This window comes from Paraburkholderia sp. (assembly GCF_050742655.1).
Taxonomy (GTDB): domain Bacteria; phylum Pseudomonadota; class Gammaproteobacteria; order Burkholderiales; family Burkholderiaceae; genus Paraburkholderia.
Window position 1 is genome coordinate 154,250 of the sequence record NZ_JBOIGG010000001.1, and the last position, 16,058, is coordinate 170,307.

General features: G+C 59.9%; 11 protein-coding genes. 4 read left to right on the plus strand and 7 right to left on the minus strand.

The window, feature by feature from the left end; genetic code table 11:
* Position 1: 1 nt before the first annotated feature.
* From ACREXZ_RS00700 to ACREXZ_RS00710, 3 genes are all read right to left on the minus strand, one after another.
* Positions 2 to 2,050 (minus strand): phospholipase D-like domain-containing protein, encoded by a 2,049-nt coding sequence (locus ACREXZ_RS00700; protein WP_431762093.1) that lies wholly within the window; start codon positions 2,048 to 2,050, stop codon positions 2 to 4.
* Entirely contained in the window at positions 2,047 to 4,902 is a 2,856-nt protein-coding gene (locus tag ACREXZ_RS00705) for a type VI secretion system Vgr family protein (protein WP_431762094.1), read from the minus strand. The genes ACREXZ_RS00700 and ACREXZ_RS00705 overlap by 4 nt, the downstream gene beginning before the upstream one ends.
* Positions 4,903 to 5,486: 584 nt before the next feature.
* On the minus strand, positions 5,487 to 5,804 hold the full coding sequence (locus ACREXZ_RS00710) for a helix-turn-helix domain-containing protein (protein WP_431762095.1): 318 nt from the start codon (positions 5,802 to 5,804) through the stop codon (positions 5,487 to 5,489).
* 133 nt (positions 5,805 to 5,937) lie between these two features.
* Between ACREXZ_RS00710 and ACREXZ_RS00715 the strand changes: the two genes are divergently transcribed.
* Positions 5,938 to 6,852, plus strand: coding sequence for a hypothetical protein (locus tag ACREXZ_RS00715; protein ID WP_431762096.1), 915 nt, complete (start codon positions 5,938 to 5,940; stop codon positions 6,850 to 6,852).
* A 186-nt stretch (positions 6,853 to 7,038) separates the two neighbouring features.
* Here ACREXZ_RS00715 and ACREXZ_RS00720 read toward each other — a convergent pair whose 3' ends face one another.
* From ACREXZ_RS00720 to ACREXZ_RS00730, 3 genes are all read right to left on the minus strand, one after another.
* Positions 7,039 to 7,293, minus strand: a complete 255-nt coding sequence (locus ACREXZ_RS00720; RefSeq protein WP_431762097.1) for an ogr/Delta-like zinc finger family protein — start codon at positions 7,291 to 7,293, stop codon at positions 7,039 to 7,041.
* Positions 7,290 to 9,083, minus strand: coding sequence for a replication endonuclease (locus ACREXZ_RS00725; RefSeq protein ID WP_431762098.1), 1,794 nt, complete (start codon positions 9,081 to 9,083; stop codon positions 7,290 to 7,292). The genes ACREXZ_RS00720 and ACREXZ_RS00725 overlap by 4 nt, the downstream gene beginning before the upstream one ends.
* A gap of 247 nt (positions 9,084 to 9,330) precedes the next feature.
* Complete coding sequence (locus ACREXZ_RS00730; RefSeq protein ID WP_431762099.1) at positions 9,331 to 9,522, minus strand: monooxygenase; 192 nt, start codon at positions 9,520 to 9,522, stop codon at positions 9,331 to 9,333.
* A 502-nt stretch (positions 9,523 to 10,024) separates the two neighbouring features.
* Here ACREXZ_RS00730 and ACREXZ_RS00735 point away from each other — a divergent pair.
* Positions 10,025 to 11,785, plus strand: a complete 1,761-nt coding sequence (locus ACREXZ_RS00735) for an SWIM zinc finger family protein (RefSeq protein WP_431762100.1) — start codon at positions 10,025 to 10,027, stop codon at positions 11,783 to 11,785.
* Positions 11,786 to 11,857: 72 nt separating this feature from the next.
* Positions 11,858 to 13,399 carry an IS630 family transposase gene (locus tag ACREXZ_RS00740; RefSeq protein WP_431762101.1) on the plus strand — a complete coding sequence of 514 codons (1,542 nt, stop codon included), beginning with the start codon at positions 11,858 to 11,860 and terminating at the stop codon, positions 13,397 to 13,399.
* 357 nt (positions 13,400 to 13,756) lie between these two features.
* On the opposite strand, the gene ACREXZ_RS00745 is transcribed toward ACREXZ_RS00740, so the two are convergent.
* Positions 13,757 to 14,545 (minus strand): NAD(P)H-dependent oxidoreductase, encoded by a 789-nt coding sequence (locus ACREXZ_RS00745; protein WP_431762102.1) that lies wholly within the window; start codon positions 14,543 to 14,545, stop codon positions 13,757 to 13,759.
* A gap of 85 nt (positions 14,546 to 14,630) precedes the next feature.
* Here ACREXZ_RS00745 and ACREXZ_RS00750 point away from each other — a divergent pair, with 85 nt between their 5' ends.
* On the plus strand, positions 14,631 to 15,536 hold the full coding sequence (locus ACREXZ_RS00750) for a LysR family transcriptional regulator (protein WP_431762103.1): 906 nt from the start codon (positions 14,631 to 14,633) through the stop codon (positions 15,534 to 15,536).
* The last annotated feature ends 522 nt before the right edge of the window (positions 15,537 to 16,058 follow it).

Here is a 16,058-nt window from a genome sequence, read left to right on the forward strand (position 1 = left end):
GTCAGTCCAAGGTGCTCCGCGTCGTTGTATTGGTAAGAAAACCGACCAGCGATGCGACAGGAGGCGAGTCCTTTGAATCGCGGCGTTCGGTGTTCTTTTTGATGATCTTGCCCCATGCTGTGAATGCCTTGGTCATGTCATCTCCAACGGCGTCGGTGTTGATGCGACCCGCCGTCGGACCGGATGAATTAGACGTACGCTCCGACGGACTCGATTTCGTATGAATGGTCCACAGCCGTTTCCTGAGCGCCTCCGTAACATCGCCATGCTCATGACAGATATTGAGTTCACTATCCACCTCCATGCTGCGGCTGTTGACGTTGGCCGATCCATGCGTCGTGAACACATCATCGATAATCATGATCTTGCTGTGAACGTAAACGTTCATCCACGCCCCAGCCGGGGAGTCTGGTGCAACGAGCGTGCAGATTAGAACCTTCAGGCCCGGAATGTCGGTTGGCACCACGGGTTTGTTCTTGTTGGCTGCGGCCTGCCGGTTGACGTCATCCAACTGATGTTGAATCTGCTGCTCGTTATTCTCACTCTGGCTCTTCTGCACACTCGCCTGTTCCCTATACGCGCTAGACAAGGCATAGAGGATAGGATTGCCTCCGGCCGAAGCCTCCTTTAATTCTTCATTGGCCATCTGGGTAGATAACTCGCCTTGCTGCTGCGTCAGGGAGTCCGCCCGTTCCAGCTTCGTTACGTCCGGCATGGTATCGGTGCGCCCGAGCGATTCCATCATCCGGTAGGTCGATACCTGTCCGTGGTCCAGCGCATCGTTATCGGAGTTGGTCACGACGAACAGGTAGAGTGGGCCGTGTTTGCCGGGATCACGTCCCCACTTTAGCTGGATTTGCGCTGCGGCCTTGATGTAGTCGACCAGTGGGGGATAACGGAAATACTGATTCTCGATATAAATGAATTTCGCTGCGTTGTTCGTCGTCTGCGTGTACAGCGACCTGATATCCCGGCGACCCTCCTGCGATTGCGTGCGGTTGATCTGCGCCATCACGGGGGTGCCTATGTCTTCACGATATTTCAGACGGAACGCCAGCGGCTTGCGTGGGGTCAACAGATCGACGCCTGTGCTGCGCTTCCAGGCGTTGCAGAAATTCTGGTTCAGATGCTCCAGAATCCCTCCCGTGACAAGAGCCGACATGTCCTGTCTCGGCGTCGCACCGTTGCGACCAAAGCGCGGGTGCATGTGCACATAGGAATGCGCGTCATCGTCCCAATACGCGTCGAGCGTGTTGTGGCCCATCACGAAACCAACTGCAAGCTCCGGCGATTCGTAGTCCACCATCACGCTTTTCTGATGGTGCGACGGCTCGGCACCGAAACCGGTCACGACCGCGTTTTCGCTCAGCCCCTTGTCCGTGCGGAACCGTGTTTCACGGTAGATGATTTCGGCACGGTCCACGGTCGAAAAATCGCGCGTAGCCACCTGGATACACGGCAGCGATTGCAACAAAATGCCCGGTTTCGGCATGTCTGGCGTCTTGCCAGTGGTGAGAAACTGCGTGCGCTGCTTTAGCGCAAGCTCGTTCATGGCATCCTCAACCATCGGGTCTGGGCTCGTGGCAAGCGCGTGAAGATACCACTGCTTGTCGTATTCCAGTTCCGTATTGTTTTCGTTCTGTGTGATCTCTCTTGTCAAGTCCAGGTTGGGGGTCGAATTTTCGCTCATCTGTGCGACGTGCAATGTATCGGCCCAACACAGAATCCGCACCCTGACGCCTTCCAGACCCTTCTTGATAAGCAGGTCCCCGATATTGTATGAAGCCCCACGGTCATTGCGTTTGAAATACATCGACGGCTGGAAGCCCCAGCAAACGATATCGACGCTGTACTTCGCCGCGTAGATCGCATCGTACACGGCACCGAATGCTTCCATGCCGTTCACAAGAGGTTTATACGAACATGGCAAAGGATGAAACTCTACCGGTTTTCCTTCGTCGGTTGTGTCCACAAACCAGGGCGAGCACACGTTGACACACGATGTCTGGTTCTGTGCGAGCGGCGTGGTGATGGGCGGGCGCACTGTCATACGGTGTCTCCGGATTGGGGGTCGAGCAGATCACTGTAGCGCGTTCGATGCAAGGCACGGTCGCCGGGTGGGGTAATGTCAGGTGCGCTGCCGTTCTCGTGAAACTGGAATCCCTGATTCGATAGCGCACCATTAGTGGCATCGCGGTACTCGCCCGGCACAGGGATCTCATGCTTGACGCCGCTTGCCAGTTCCAGCGTGTATTTCTGTGTCGTCACGTGATGATCGATAGGTAGTTGACCGCTGGCGTCGAACACGCCCTGTTTTACGAGCGCGCCATCGGCAAACAACTTGTACGGCATCCCGACAGGCACCACGTTCGTGGCGGACGGCGATGCAAAGGTGTTCAGCATCAGTTGCCGCGTCGGCAGATCCTTGAACGCAGGATTGGTCACGTCCATCCTCGTCGGCCCGCTGAACAGATGCTGCGCCCCCTTGATATCGATCTTGCCCGGTGCGTGAATCTCGATGTCGCCGCCCTTGAGGCGGATATACGCGCCCCCTGAGACCAGCAGGATTTCCTGTTGCGCCGCTGCCTGAATTTTCTCTGTCGCCGAGACCAGCATTAGCGACTTCTGCGCGGTGACCTCGATGTTGTCCGCATGTGCCTGCACCTCGATCTTCCCCTTCGCCGCAAACAGCTTCATACCTGCGTTCTGCACGAACAGGCTCAGCTTTTGCGTGATGCTCGCGACAAGCGATTTACCCGTCGCGATGTGCGTGCTCTGGCCGCTTACGAGGTTGATATGCTGGTTCGTCGCGATGTGTGCCGACTTCTGCGTCGACAGCGCGATACCGGCAGGTGCGGCAAACAGCATCACCGGCTGTGTGAATGCATTGGCGTTGCCGGTGCCGCCGCCCGCTGTGCTGCCACCGTTGCCTGTTGCCCCCGCCGCGCTGTGCTGCGTTGCATCGGTGAAGGTTTTGAGTGCGTCGTGCCCGTCCTTCAGGCTTTCGGCCTGTGACGTCTCGCTTGCTTCCGACGATGCCTCGAGCACGGCTTCTGAACCGACGAGCTGGTTGCTGGCCTCGCGCGCATCGAGTGGCTGGCTGCCGACGGGATGCGTCGACACGTACAGTCCGCGCCCCGCACGCAACGCGCCATAGGCGTCCGAACTCAGGTCAAAACCACTGCCGAGGAAGTTTCCACGGCTGTTGCCGGTCTGGTTGATGAGATACCCGAGGTGCAGTTGCGCATTCGCACTACTGCTGTAAAGGTGCACCCGGTTCTGGCCCGTCGAGTCGTCCATCACCATCTGGTTAAAACCGCTTCCCGAGAACTCCTTCGAGCGGTATCCCGAGAGCAGCGCGTTCGAATGCCACTGCGGCGTTGCCGCGCCGTTGTATACGCGATGAAGCGCGATGGGCCGGTCGATATCATTTCCGACGTGGCCGATCAGTAACTCTTCGCCCGCGCGCGGCATGTGGACACCGCCATAACCATCGCCAGTATCGGACTGTGCGACGCGTACCCAGCACGACGCCCGTTCGTCACCCTGGTTGTGCCGGTCCCAGACGAACAGCACCTTGATCCGGTTCAGCGCGTCGGTATAGGCTTCCTGCCCCTTCGGGCCGGCCACGATCGCCGACTCCAGCTTCGCTTCGGGCTTGTGATGTTCGAACGGGCTGCGGTACGGCACCGTCGTGCGCTGCGCTTCGATCGAGACACGATAGAAACCCGTGGAGCCATCCGCGTGGCTCACGCTGAGTGTCTTGCCGGGATTATCGGCGCGGGCCTGCGCGAGTTGACTGGTCAGGCTGTGCGGGTAATTCGCCTCGTGCCCGGAGAGCGGCAGATTGTTCTCGATGGTCCACTCGACCTCAAGGCTCGCGAATTCGCGCTGGTCCGCCGCGTCCTGGTCGTGCTCGGGGTGATCGGCAAGCGTGAAGCGCCGCCCTGCATCCATCGCGCGCAGGCTACCCACACCTTCAAAGCGCTTGGCCTGCGATTCCCATTCCTCCATGCGGATCTTCGACAGGTGGTCGCCGCGCGCCTGTTCCGGGTACGTATAGCCGCCCGTGTATTCGTAGAACTCGGCCTGGCCCGGCAAGGCACCCTGATTCGCCACCGTCGGCACCGACGTCGCTTTGGGATTGAACGGCGTCGGCGGGCTCTTGTAATCGAAGGTCCGCGTCGACAGCAATACTGATTGCAGCGTGCGGGTGCCCGACCAGTTCGTGAGCGCATCAGCCTCGCTATTAGTCCCGGCGCGGTAAAACTTGACGGTCTCCGGTGACAGCGGTTCGAGCGTCTGAAGGCGGTCGGTGATGACGAGCGTGTGCGATTTGCCGTCGGCAGCCTGCTGCCAGATGCCGTACAGCCCTTCGGACTCCAGTAGCCGATTCACAAAATTCCAGTCGGTCTCATCCTGCCTGCAGTACGAGCGCGAGGGCAGCGGCGTCGACAGGGCGAAACGGTACATGCCCTGTGCCTGCGGATGCTGGTTGAACACGTCCGCGATGATCGCGTCCGCGCTCTTGTCCTGCCAGTGCCGCTGATCACGACGGAACCTGAGGAAGTGCATCCATGACGAGAAGCCGAGCTGGTAACTTGTGAGGCCACCGTCGGCGCCCAGCCGCCGTGCCGTATGCACATAGCCGTGATGTGGCAGGTAAGTCCCGTCGGCCTGCTGGATCCACAGGGTGACCGGCTGGGCAATCAGCGTTTTGAGCTGGACGTCGCCCGAGGTGGACACGCAATCAAGCAGGAAGAAGAAATCCCGGCCGATCCGTGAGCGTCCGGCGACCCGGTGCGGCAGCAACAGGTTATTGCCTGCCGGCGTATCCAGTTTCAGAAGACGGCCCCGCTGCGACAGGCCCCCTATTGCCCCGATTATGTCCTGCGTGCCCATACCGCCTCTCTATCTGATTATTCCGGTCGCCTCGCGCGATTTTACGTATGACGATACGGTGAATGCAATCGGGCAATTATAAGGAATTGCAAAACCGAAAATCGGCTTAATGCGAAATAGGTATTCGGATGAATAACGGACTGCAAAAGCATTCACGCAGACCGGCCTGCACTAGCTGCGGGATCGTGGCAGCGACGGTGACGACCGCGCAGTATTCATTGGCTTCAGGACGAGGGGGGCGCGGACGGTAGCCACGGGGTGGGCGACCTTGCCGCCTAGAAATCGCAGTCCCCCTCCCGCCTGCGGGCTTCGCTTGGGGCACTGGTTTTGATGCACACGCCTGTCTGGCGGTAAAGCCTTCGCGGGGCAGGACTCGGAGAGTTTCAGCACTCCGGAAAGTGACGCACTCTGATGCGCAAATGATGCGATTTGATACACGGCGCGACGAAGCCGGCGTGGACGACAGGAAAGGGCTTTTCGGGAAGGCGACCAGAAAAAAGTAACCAGAGTAACCTGCCCTCCAGTTCAACCCCGCGTCCCTCGATGCGGTCAGAGACATTTCAATCCGGGCCGTGGAGAACACGTCACCGCAAGCGTCGGGGTTTCGGCTCCGGGCTGACCGGAATTGCCTTGCGGTCGCCGTCTGGTCTGAGCGAAACGTGCAGCGGTTCGAACAGCTGTGAAAGCGTCATCCCCAGCACGAAAGCGATCTGTGCCAGCGTTTCCACTGTCGGGTTGGCATCGCCCCGCTCGATTGCGCCGACCCGGGTTCGGTCCAGATGCGCATCAAACGCCAGTTCCTCCTGTGACAGACCGGCTTCAATACGGCATGCCTTGATCCGCTGACCCACGGCGGTTGCAACGGAATTACGTCTGTCTCGAGTTTTCGGTTTCGCGGCCATGCGACAGATCATGCCGTGTAGATGTTTTTATATACACAGTTTATAAGCATCTATGCTATTGATGTTTATATGCATCTTATGCGCTACACTGCACCCTGCTTGAGTCTGCCGCGTTCGCGGGAAGGAAATGCCAATGATTGAAGACAGACCACACGGCCTGGGTGTTGCACAGGAGACCACCATTGAAACGCTTGCCCGCCGGGACCGTTCTGCGTTGCGGCCCGGCTATCCCGCGATCACCGTAATCGGCGTGGGAGTCGCCGGGGATCGTCTGGTCGACGCACTGGCCGGTGAACATACCGGCGGAAACACGGAATTCGCCCGTGTCGCACTTGCGGGCAGCGCGGATCGAGGTCATGGAGGAAGCACGGGTTCCTTCCTTGACATTGATGCCTTCGAGGCAACGCGCTTCCGGGACGCGGATCTGGTGATGATTCTCGCTGGCGCGGACGATGTGATCGCGCTTGAATTGTCCGGGGTCATTGCGCGCGCAGCCCGGCGAGCAGGGGCACAGGTGATCGGGATACTGGCACATGAAGCCACGTTGCCGGTGGACCGCCCCATGCTTGCAGCCGTCATGCAATACAGCGTGGACGCGCTGGTCCTGCTGCCCGCCACACCCCATGTTTCCATACTGCGCGGCGTGTTCGATGCCTACATCCACGCGACTGTCCCCGGCTATGCCGGGAGCTTCGGGCCTGTCGTGCCGGTCGGCGCGGACTTCCTCGACGCGAGAGCGGTATTTGCTGGTTGCACCGACGCACGTACCGGCATTGGCCATTCAAACGAAGTCGATCGGGCCCATTGGGCTGCAAACCGGGCAATGATGAAAATTGGTCTGCCCAGAATCAGGCAGGCTTCCGGCTTGCTGATCCTGATTGCGGGTTCCCGCTCGTTACGTCTGCGCGAGGTCGCCGATGCTGTTGACGCGGTGGATCAGTCCGCTCCGGAAGAAGCGCGCATGAGTCTTGGCGTGCACTACGACAACCGGCTTGGCGATGTTCTGCGAGTCACGATTATTACTACGACTGGCGTTGAATCCGGCTGACGCAACAAATGTCTGTCCCGGTCGTTGCCGACCGGGTGAGATTCATCGTTTTCGACTCCGACGCGCTGATCCTTCGCCTTCGGCACCGGCCCTGATACACCCAGCTATCCCAAGCGAAGTCCCCGCGGAGCAGGACTCCGGGCGTTCCTACGCCCGGAGGTGATACATCCTGATGCGCAGTGCGCACTATGACGCATCTCCCTGGTGATGATCCTGACGCCGCCCGGCCTTGCCGTGGCGCGACAACGGAATCTCCGGGTGAAGCCCGTGCAGCCCGGACGGCACCACCGTACGCACCACCTCCAGATGCGCCACGTAGATATGCCCACACGCATCGTTCTCACAGCGGTACGTGATCTCGCGCAGTGTGTCCGACAGCTTGCGGCTCGTTCGCGCGATGGCGCGCGTCGAGCACACGGGGCAACAGATCGAAATCCTCATGTCGCCCTCCGTTCCAATGTAATCCCGTCCTGCATGCTGCTCCCTTCGTCGTTAAAAAAGATTTCCTGCATTGTTTCCTGCGTTGCTTCGCGCATGACTTCATTCATCCACGCTGGCGTCAGGTCTCCTTTCGCTTCACCCTGCGTACAGTTATTGACACGAGTCCGAGAGGGCGCGGCGCTGGCCGGTGCGGCCTTTACAATCGTCCACGTGCGGCGAACGCTCGCGACAACCCTCGCCATGACCGTGCGGATGACGCCAACCATGCCGCCCTTGTCGACAGCCCACTCGCCCCGCACGACGACGCCCGCCGCGCGTGCGCCCAGCGGATCGCCGTAGCGCCCCACGCCTTCCTGTTCTTCCTTGTGCAGCCACATCAGCGCATCCTTGCGTTTGATCCACGGACCGCCGCACGCGCGGATGAATTCCGCGTAGTCGGCCCGCCTGTCTTCCTCACCGGTTGCACCCTTCATACGCTGCGCTGCATTCCACGCGCGCTGCAACGTGTCCGGCGAATTCGCGATGGCGCTTTCTTCAATCCGGCGCAGTTCGCGCCATACCGTTACCGGTGCGCCGCCAATGGCCTGAAACTGGCGGATGCCCCATTGCTTCGCCCACGCCTGCACACGCTGCGTAGTCTTCGCGATTGGTTCGCCGTACAGGTCGAGCTCGATACCGGCGCCATCGATATTCTTGGAGATGTACTTGGCGATGTAGGCTGCCGCCCCGCCCTGCGCTGCCGTAATGCGCTCGAACCGCAGACGGTGCTGCTGTGCACCCGGTTCATCGGGTGAATCGTTGAGCAGGAAATAACGCACAAGCGCCTTGCGCCAGATCGATACGTCAGCAGGCTTGCGGATAAACACCATGATGTTCCAGTGCGGTGTGCCGTCCCGGTGTGCTTCCACCGTGCGCATCCCGTAGAAACTCACGCCCTTGCGCTGCAGCCATGCGCGGCAACGACTCCACTGAATTTGCAGATAGTCCTGTGTCTCGCGGGGCGTGGTGCCGTCATATTTTTCGTTGACGGAACCATTGGCACGTACCGCGTGGAAGCGGCTGGGCGGCGTCACCACCGCGAATTCGCACGCACAACCGTATTCCTGAGCAACCTCTTCCATACCGCGCATGCGCAGCATCAGTTCGCCCCGGCGGATCACCGGGTTGCTCACCGACCGTTCCGCGAGTTGCGAGAGCGTAAAGATCTCGCCGTCCTCATTGATGGCCTGCGTACGCTCCAGCATCTGCGCGTTGCGCTCGCCCTGCGCGACGCTGCGTCGCAGGTTTTCATCGCTGATGTACGGGTCGGCGCGCGCGCTCACGAGTCCAAGGCGGATTGCCAGTGCTTCGGTCTGGCGACCGTGCATGCGACGCAGCCGTCGCGCCCACCAGCCCGGATCGATCACGCGGGCGATGAACCCGCCCGGACGCTCGATTTCAGGCGGCGCAATGCGCCAGCGTTCGCACAGTGCCCTCAGATGCGATACGACCGAAGCAGTATCGGCAAGCCGCTCGACGATGGCGTATGCGTCGGCAGCGCGCCGGGCGACGCAGTCGCGAATCTCCGACAGTGTTGCCGTCAGCGGTAATACGGCCTCGGCGTAACTGGCAACGTGTTCACGCAGGTACACATTGCCGTGTCGCCAGTCGCGGCGCTGGTGGTCCAGCATCTCCAGGCGCCGCGACATGCTGCGCGCCCATTTGCGCGGCAGCTTCCCGAGCATGGCCTCTCGCCAGGCCCGCTGCGGCATGCGCGGGTTGATCGTGGCGAATGAGTTCAGGATAGCCATGCACTCACCGGACGGGATGGGTGAGGGGCCGTGCGCGTGTACGCGGCAGATTTGAGCGCCGAAGCGCGCCGGGCCAGCAGCCGGTAAAGCGCGTCGAGCGCGGCATCACCCACCGGTGTGGGCATACCGCCGATCTGCGTCATGACGACGGGCTGGACCGGATGAATGAACCGATGCGCGACATGCGCAATGCCGGGACACCCGCGGGCGTAACAACAAGTGCAGCAGGACATCGTGACCCCGCCGCTTACTGTGCGAAGTCCTGACGCGATATCTGGCCGGTGAGGCGTTCGATCGTATCCTCCGGCCACACAAGACGCCCGTTGGGCAGTTTGAGCGGGCGTACGCCAAAGTAAGACCCCTTGCGGCACAGCGCTACGCGCAGGCTCTCGGCACGCAGTCCCAGTTGCTTCGCCAGCCGGTTTGTCGTGAGTCCCATCGTTTTCTCCTGATCGCGTTAGGCGCCGCTAACGTGCAGCGCGACAGGCCGCAATGTAGCGACGATCAACGCGAATGGGATCCCAACTGGGAAACTGGGATGCTCGTCGGGAAATCGGGATGCTCGTAGGGATGAAGCCGGGACTCGAACGGGATAAAAATCGATATTCTCGGCATTGATCTTGCCAAACAAACCTTCCAGCTTCACGGCGCTGAACGCAGCGGACCCATGGTGCATCGCTCCAGGCGCGCTTGCTCAGGCGACAACTGAAATCGGTCGAGATTGGTTTCCATCGGAATGTCCATCGCCAACCGCCGATGTTCTTCCTGAGGGCTGGTTGCCAGCGTGACTCGAACCTTCTGCCGCTTCGCCATTCGGCATGACAGGGGGCGCGCGTCGCAGAGAGTGTCCCGGTGCCCACCGACGTAGAATTACGCGTTGCCCCATGCAGCGAAACGAACCGATGTGTGCTATCTCTCGCCAGTCATCTTTTCATGACGTTATGACCCTCGTCGAGGTCCAGTCGCTTGCTGACCCGAAGACTTTTGCCCGGGGCCGGGCCTATTTCCACGACGGCCTGGTTTCGCGGCTGGAGGAACGCGACGGCGTACTGACCGCGAACGTGCGCGGCACTCAGCGGTACACCGTCGAACTGGGCGCAGGCGAGGTCGGAGAACCGACATACGAGTGTGATTGTCCAGTGGGTGACGATGGCATCTTCTGCAAGCATGCCGTCGCAGTTGCGCTCTCGTGGCTGGAGAACTCGGGGGAAGAAGTGTTCCATCCCGACGAGGCCAAACCAGCAAAGCCCCGTAAAAAGCGCAAGACTTACGAGGAGTTGATTCGCGAGTACATCGCAACGCTGAAAGAAGACGCCCTGCGTGAACTGCTGCTCGAAGCGGTCGAGCGTGACATGAACCTGCGCGACAAGCTGCTTTTCGCCGCGCGCACGGCCAATGCCAGTGACCTGTCGGGCATGAAGACAGCTGTGCGCGAGGCAACGCGGATTTCCCGGGCGCTCGACTGGCGCGAAGCCGGCGCATATGGCGACGGGCTCATGTTGCTGGCGGACATGCTGCGTCAGCGGCTCGAAGGGCCATATGCTGCGCAGGTCGTCGAACTCGCGGAACTGGCGATTGCCGGAGCAGAAAAGAGTCTTGAACAGATTGACGATTCGGGTGGCGACGTGATGCCGGCAATCATGGAGCTCGCGAGCGTGCACCTTGAAGCGTGCCGCCGGACAGGCCCCGATGCGGTGGAGCTCGCCGGGCGTCTGTTCAGGTACCAGACGGAAGGTGCGTGGGATACGTTCTACGATGTGCTGCCGGCGTACGCGGAGCCGCTGGGCGATACTGGACTGCAACGGTACCGCGACCTCGTCGAGAAAGGCTGGAACGCCTTGCCGTCGATTACGCCCAGCAATGAATTTCGCCGGTCGTTCGAACCGCTGCGGATGCGGCTCGAGAAGGCGATGGGTTCCCTGGCCGAACGCGATGGCGATATCGACGCGTTGATTCGCATCCGTTCGAAGGACCTGTCGAGTGCATACCGCTTTCTGCTGGTCGCGCAGCTTTGTGCAGACCACGGACGTTACGACGACGCTCTGGCATGGGCCGAACGCGGTCTTGCGGATTCCGGCAAGAATGTCGACCAGCGACTGCTCGATTTCTGCATTCAGGAATACCTGCGTCGCGGCGAGTTCGGGAAGGCCGATACCGCCGCATGGGAGCGATTCGGTTTGCGACCCGTCGCTGAAGGGTTTGCAGAATTGATGCAGGTCGCAGACGCTACGGCCAGACATGATACGACCCGTGAGCGCGCGCTCAGTCATCTCTGGGCAAGAGTAAAGCGGGAGGAGTCAACCGCGCAATCGAAGCGGAACATGTGGCAGGCGTTGACCCGCACCGAACTGGTCAAGATATTCCTTTCTGAAGCCGACAGCGACGCCGCCTGGGATGCCTTCAGCGGCGGCCCGGTCGCGGCGCATATCTGGCCGCAGATAGCGGCTGCTCGCGCGAAGACGCATCCCCATGATGCCATCGCCCTGTATCACCGGCTGTTGCCAATTGCGGCGGAGAACGGGACACGAAACGCGCGGTATCAGGAAGCATTCGGTGTTGTACAGGCCATCGGCCGATTGCGGGCAAAGCTTGGCGAGCAGGTAATGTTCGCGGCCGAGCTCGATGAGATTCGCGCGGTGTACCGCGCCAAACGCAACTTCATCAAACTACTCGCGTACTACACTAAACGCATCATCGATTGACGTTGGTAGCCGCGTTCGAACGCAGGCTACCGGCGCATGCAAGGTCCCGGTGGTCGACCGGAAGTGCGACGAATGTACACCGACATTACACACTGGAACCGTGTCCGCGCCCGTGTCATGAAACGTGGTGAATCGGCCCGTTTGGTCGCGGCAACTGAAGGCATCAGTCGCAACACCGTACGCAAGATGCTCAGGTTCGAGCTGCCACCGGGATACCGGCGAACAGCAGCTAGCGGACAAGAGGTGGGTGCACGGCTGCGGCCATCGATACCGTGGAACGATGTGGCCGGCGTTGTGCGCTCGCTTCCTTCACGCGAGGCGGCTGGATTTCTGTCCTCGCTGTTTCGGGCATTGCATTCGGACAGCTCCGGCGAAGCCGCGGAACGGTGTCTTCGTGCATGGAGATTCGGAGCAAAGCCGGTTGACCGTGCCGAACAGAGCCGATTGCGATGGATGCGTCTCATGTACGACATCGAGCGCGGTCATGCGCCAGTGGCAACGGGTCTAAACCCCGGGCAGCGTGAAATATTGATGCGCAGATTGTTGCCGGAGTCAGCTAACCAGCGTCACAAGGCGCTGTCGATACTCGCTCACGCATCCGGAATTTCGGTTCGGGAGATTTCCCACCACCTCGGCGCAAGTCGGAACGGAGTGCGCAGGTACCTGCGCGATTTTGAAGCTGGCGGCGTAGACGCACTGTTCAACAGAAAGCAGCGCGCACGGCTGACGGACAATACAACCCTACGGGATGCGGTGTTTGCGCTGCTGCATGAGCCACCGCGTGCGTCGGGGATTAACCGAACCGCGTGGAAGTTGACGGACCTGCAACGCATTCTTGCGCAGCGGGGCCATCAGGCAGGTGCGGACACCATCCGGTCAATCATAAAAAGCGCCGGTTACGCCTGGAAGTCTGCGAAGGTGGTGTTGACCAGCACGGATTCTCACTACGAGGAAAAGCTTGCGCGCATCAGGGAAATTCTGGGACATCTGAAGCCCAACCAACGCTTCTTTTCAATCGACGAGTTCGGCCCGTTTGCAGTGAAGGCGAAACCGGGACGACTGCTAACCGCGCCCGGCGTACAGCCCAGTGTGCCGCAATGGCAGAAGTCGAAAGGATGTCTGATTCTGACGGCCGCACTCGAACTTTCGGCCAATCAGGTGACGCACTTCTATTCAACGGCCAAGAATACTGACGAGATGATTCGCATGGCGAACACGTTGCTTGAACGATACGCCGATGAAAACATGCTTTATCTCTCCTGGGACGCCGCGTCATGGCATCTGTCAAAAAGGCTGACTGCCTTTATCGATGAGCACAATGCGACTGCAGAGGCAAGTCATCGTCCGTTGCTGGAGTTGGCGCCGTTGCCCGCGAGCGCGCAGTTTCTGAATGTTATCGAATCGGTGTTCAGCGGTATGGCAAGGGCCATCATCCATAACAGTGACTACGAGTCAGTCAATGCCGCGAAGGACGCAATCGACCGGTACTTTCTTGAGCGCAATCTGCACTTCGAGGCGCATCCGAAGCGGGCCGGAAAAGCGATATGGGGTTTGGAGCGAACCGCCTGCGAGTTCTCCGATGCGAATAACTGCAAGGACCCGGCATACCGATAGAGTCTCGCCTTGTGGTACGCCTCTGGTCGGCGGCAGGCGACGCAGCACTAGCCAACCATGGAATAAGCCGCGAAACCGCAACTGTTGTGCTGTGTTCACCGTGTTTCAGCAATGAGGTAGCAAGGTGACGTTCATCGAGCCGTTGCTGGTGGCAGATCGCCTGACGGCGGGCTCTTTATAGGCGGTGCTCCGCTTTCCCTGATTCTGACGATGGCTGAGGTGCCGCCCCAGCTTCCATCCCGTTGTTATCCGGCAGCCTCGTGGCCTAGGTGTTTTCGAGCGTATGCGAGCGTGCCGTCCCTGACTCGCAATGTTTGTCCGCCACGCGTGGCATCGGGACTCACGAGACAATACGCGTTAAGCCGTTTCACTCCGATGAATAGAGAAGCCAGCAGCGCCCGGCGACCCAAATTCGGGCCGCAACTGCATTGTGGGGATCACGTAGTCGCCAAAGTTCTGACGCCGATAAGGGATCGGTGGGGTTGTTTCAATTGTCTTCATCCGTTCGCGCAGGCGGCTGGACACAGCAAGGAAGCCGGCTTCGTCAAGGCGGTCGACGCGATAGGACACGAACGGCGGGAGCACCGTGTACCCCGGATAGAACAAGATGCCGTGGTTGATCGGGAACAGCAGGTCGTCAATCGGGCCGTTGATCCCGCGAGCGGAATAATGTTCCTCCCAGCCGCCCGTGGTCACCAAAAGCATTGCTCGCTTGCCTGCCAACTTCCCCTCGCCATAGCGATCGCCCCACCGTCTCTCACTTTGCTCACCGACACCATAGGCAAAGCCGAAGGCGTACACCCGATCGACCCATCCTTTGAGGATCGCCGGCATCGAAAACCACCACAGCGGAAATTGAAGGATCAGGACATCGGCCCAGACAAGCTTGTCCTGCTCGGCCTTCACATCCGCGGTCAGCGTATTGGAGGCAAAGGCCTGGGCCGAGGCGGGCGCTACCTGGAGCCGTTGGTCGGGCCCAAGCGGCGGAAAGTCTGCGTGATCGATCCCGGCTTTCCAGTTCATGGCATAGAGATCTGATACGCGAACCTCGTGTCCCTGTGCTTCCAGTTCGTGGACGGCGACGTCGCGTAGTGCGCCGTTGAGGGATGTCGGCTCAGGATGGGCGTACACGATAAGAACTTTCATCTTTCATCTCATTGATGGTGGAGCAATCAGGCTAATCAATGATAAGGTATATTGGAAATGAATTTCTGCGATACCTGATATAGCTGTGGACAATCTCAAAAATCTCGACCTGAATCTTTTGCGCACGCTCAGCGTGTTGCTCGCAGAGCACAACGTCAGTCGCTCGGCAGAGCGGCTCCATCTTTCCCAGCCGTCAGTGAGCGTTCAGTTGGCAAAGCTAAGGGACATGTTCAAGGATCCTTTGCTGTTGCCGGGGCCTCGTGGCATGCGACCCACTGCCCTGGCGGATTCATTGCGGGAGCCGCTAGCCGTGGCGCTGGAGGCGCTAAATGAAGTCATGTCCCCCCTGCAACCGTTTAATCCATCTAGCGCAAGCCTTACCTGGAGGATTGCCGCGACAGATTACAGCGAGGCGACGGTTCTGCTTCCCACGTTGCCCCTGTTGCGTGAATCTGCGCCCAATGCGCGAGTCAGCGTTGTGCAAATCGCGCCCCGGCTTATCGCCAGGCAATGTGACCTTGGTGAAGTGGATCTAGCGTTTCACACGGCCGATGAGGCGCCTGAAGGGCTGCGCCGCAGGACCTTGTTCAAGGAGCACTATGTCCTCGTTGGGCGCCCCGGTCATCCGCGGCTCAAGCGACGTATCACGTTGGAGCAGTTCTGCAAACTCGATCATGTCGTCGTGTCCCCAGACGGAGGCGGATTCGCGGGTGTGACCGATACAGCGTTGGGGCAAATGGGCATGCAGAGACGTGTCGTGCTCTCGGTGCCTCATTTTAGTTTCGTCAGGGACGCGCTTTCGCGTACTGATCTAGTGGCGATGCTTCCCTCACGCCTGGCCAGGGCGGATGCTGGACTAAGGATAGTACAGGCGCCTGTCGACGTTCCCGGATATGAGATGGTCATGCTGTGGCACGAGCGCCTGCATCGCGACCCGTCGCATCAATGGTTGCGTGAGATGGTCGGAGCTGCCGTTAATGCTTCCGAGTAGTGGTAAGCCATTCTGAGGGCCGCCGTAAAGGCAGCGCAACCCGCGAGCGAAGCTAGGGAGTTCTTTGGGCATAGCTACACCACCGCTGGTACAACAATGGGCACTTCACGCCCGACGCGCATAGGTTTGCTCGGGCGCGCAAACGGGCTTAAAAGCACAGGTGTTGGGAGCACAACATCAAAAGGCCCTGCACCGACCGGACCTTTGCGTTTCACCACATCAACCGACACTCCAACAGGAGATGGCCGCACTGCAAGCCGTAACGCGGCGGGACTGGAATCCTGCTGCGCTGCGAGCGGTCGAATCACAAACAGCAACGACTCGGACGCTGCCACGCTCAATGACAACCGGCGCAGTGACTCCGTGCGGATATGCTGCTGCCATAGCAACGCCGCTCCGCATGTTCCCGCCTTCATTACCTGTTCGGCTGCCCATAGAAGGTCCGCACTGGTCCTGCCTTTCAATAGCAATAGCTTATTGGCCAGAATACCCGAAAACTCGAGTCCTAAAGCGTTTTCCCAA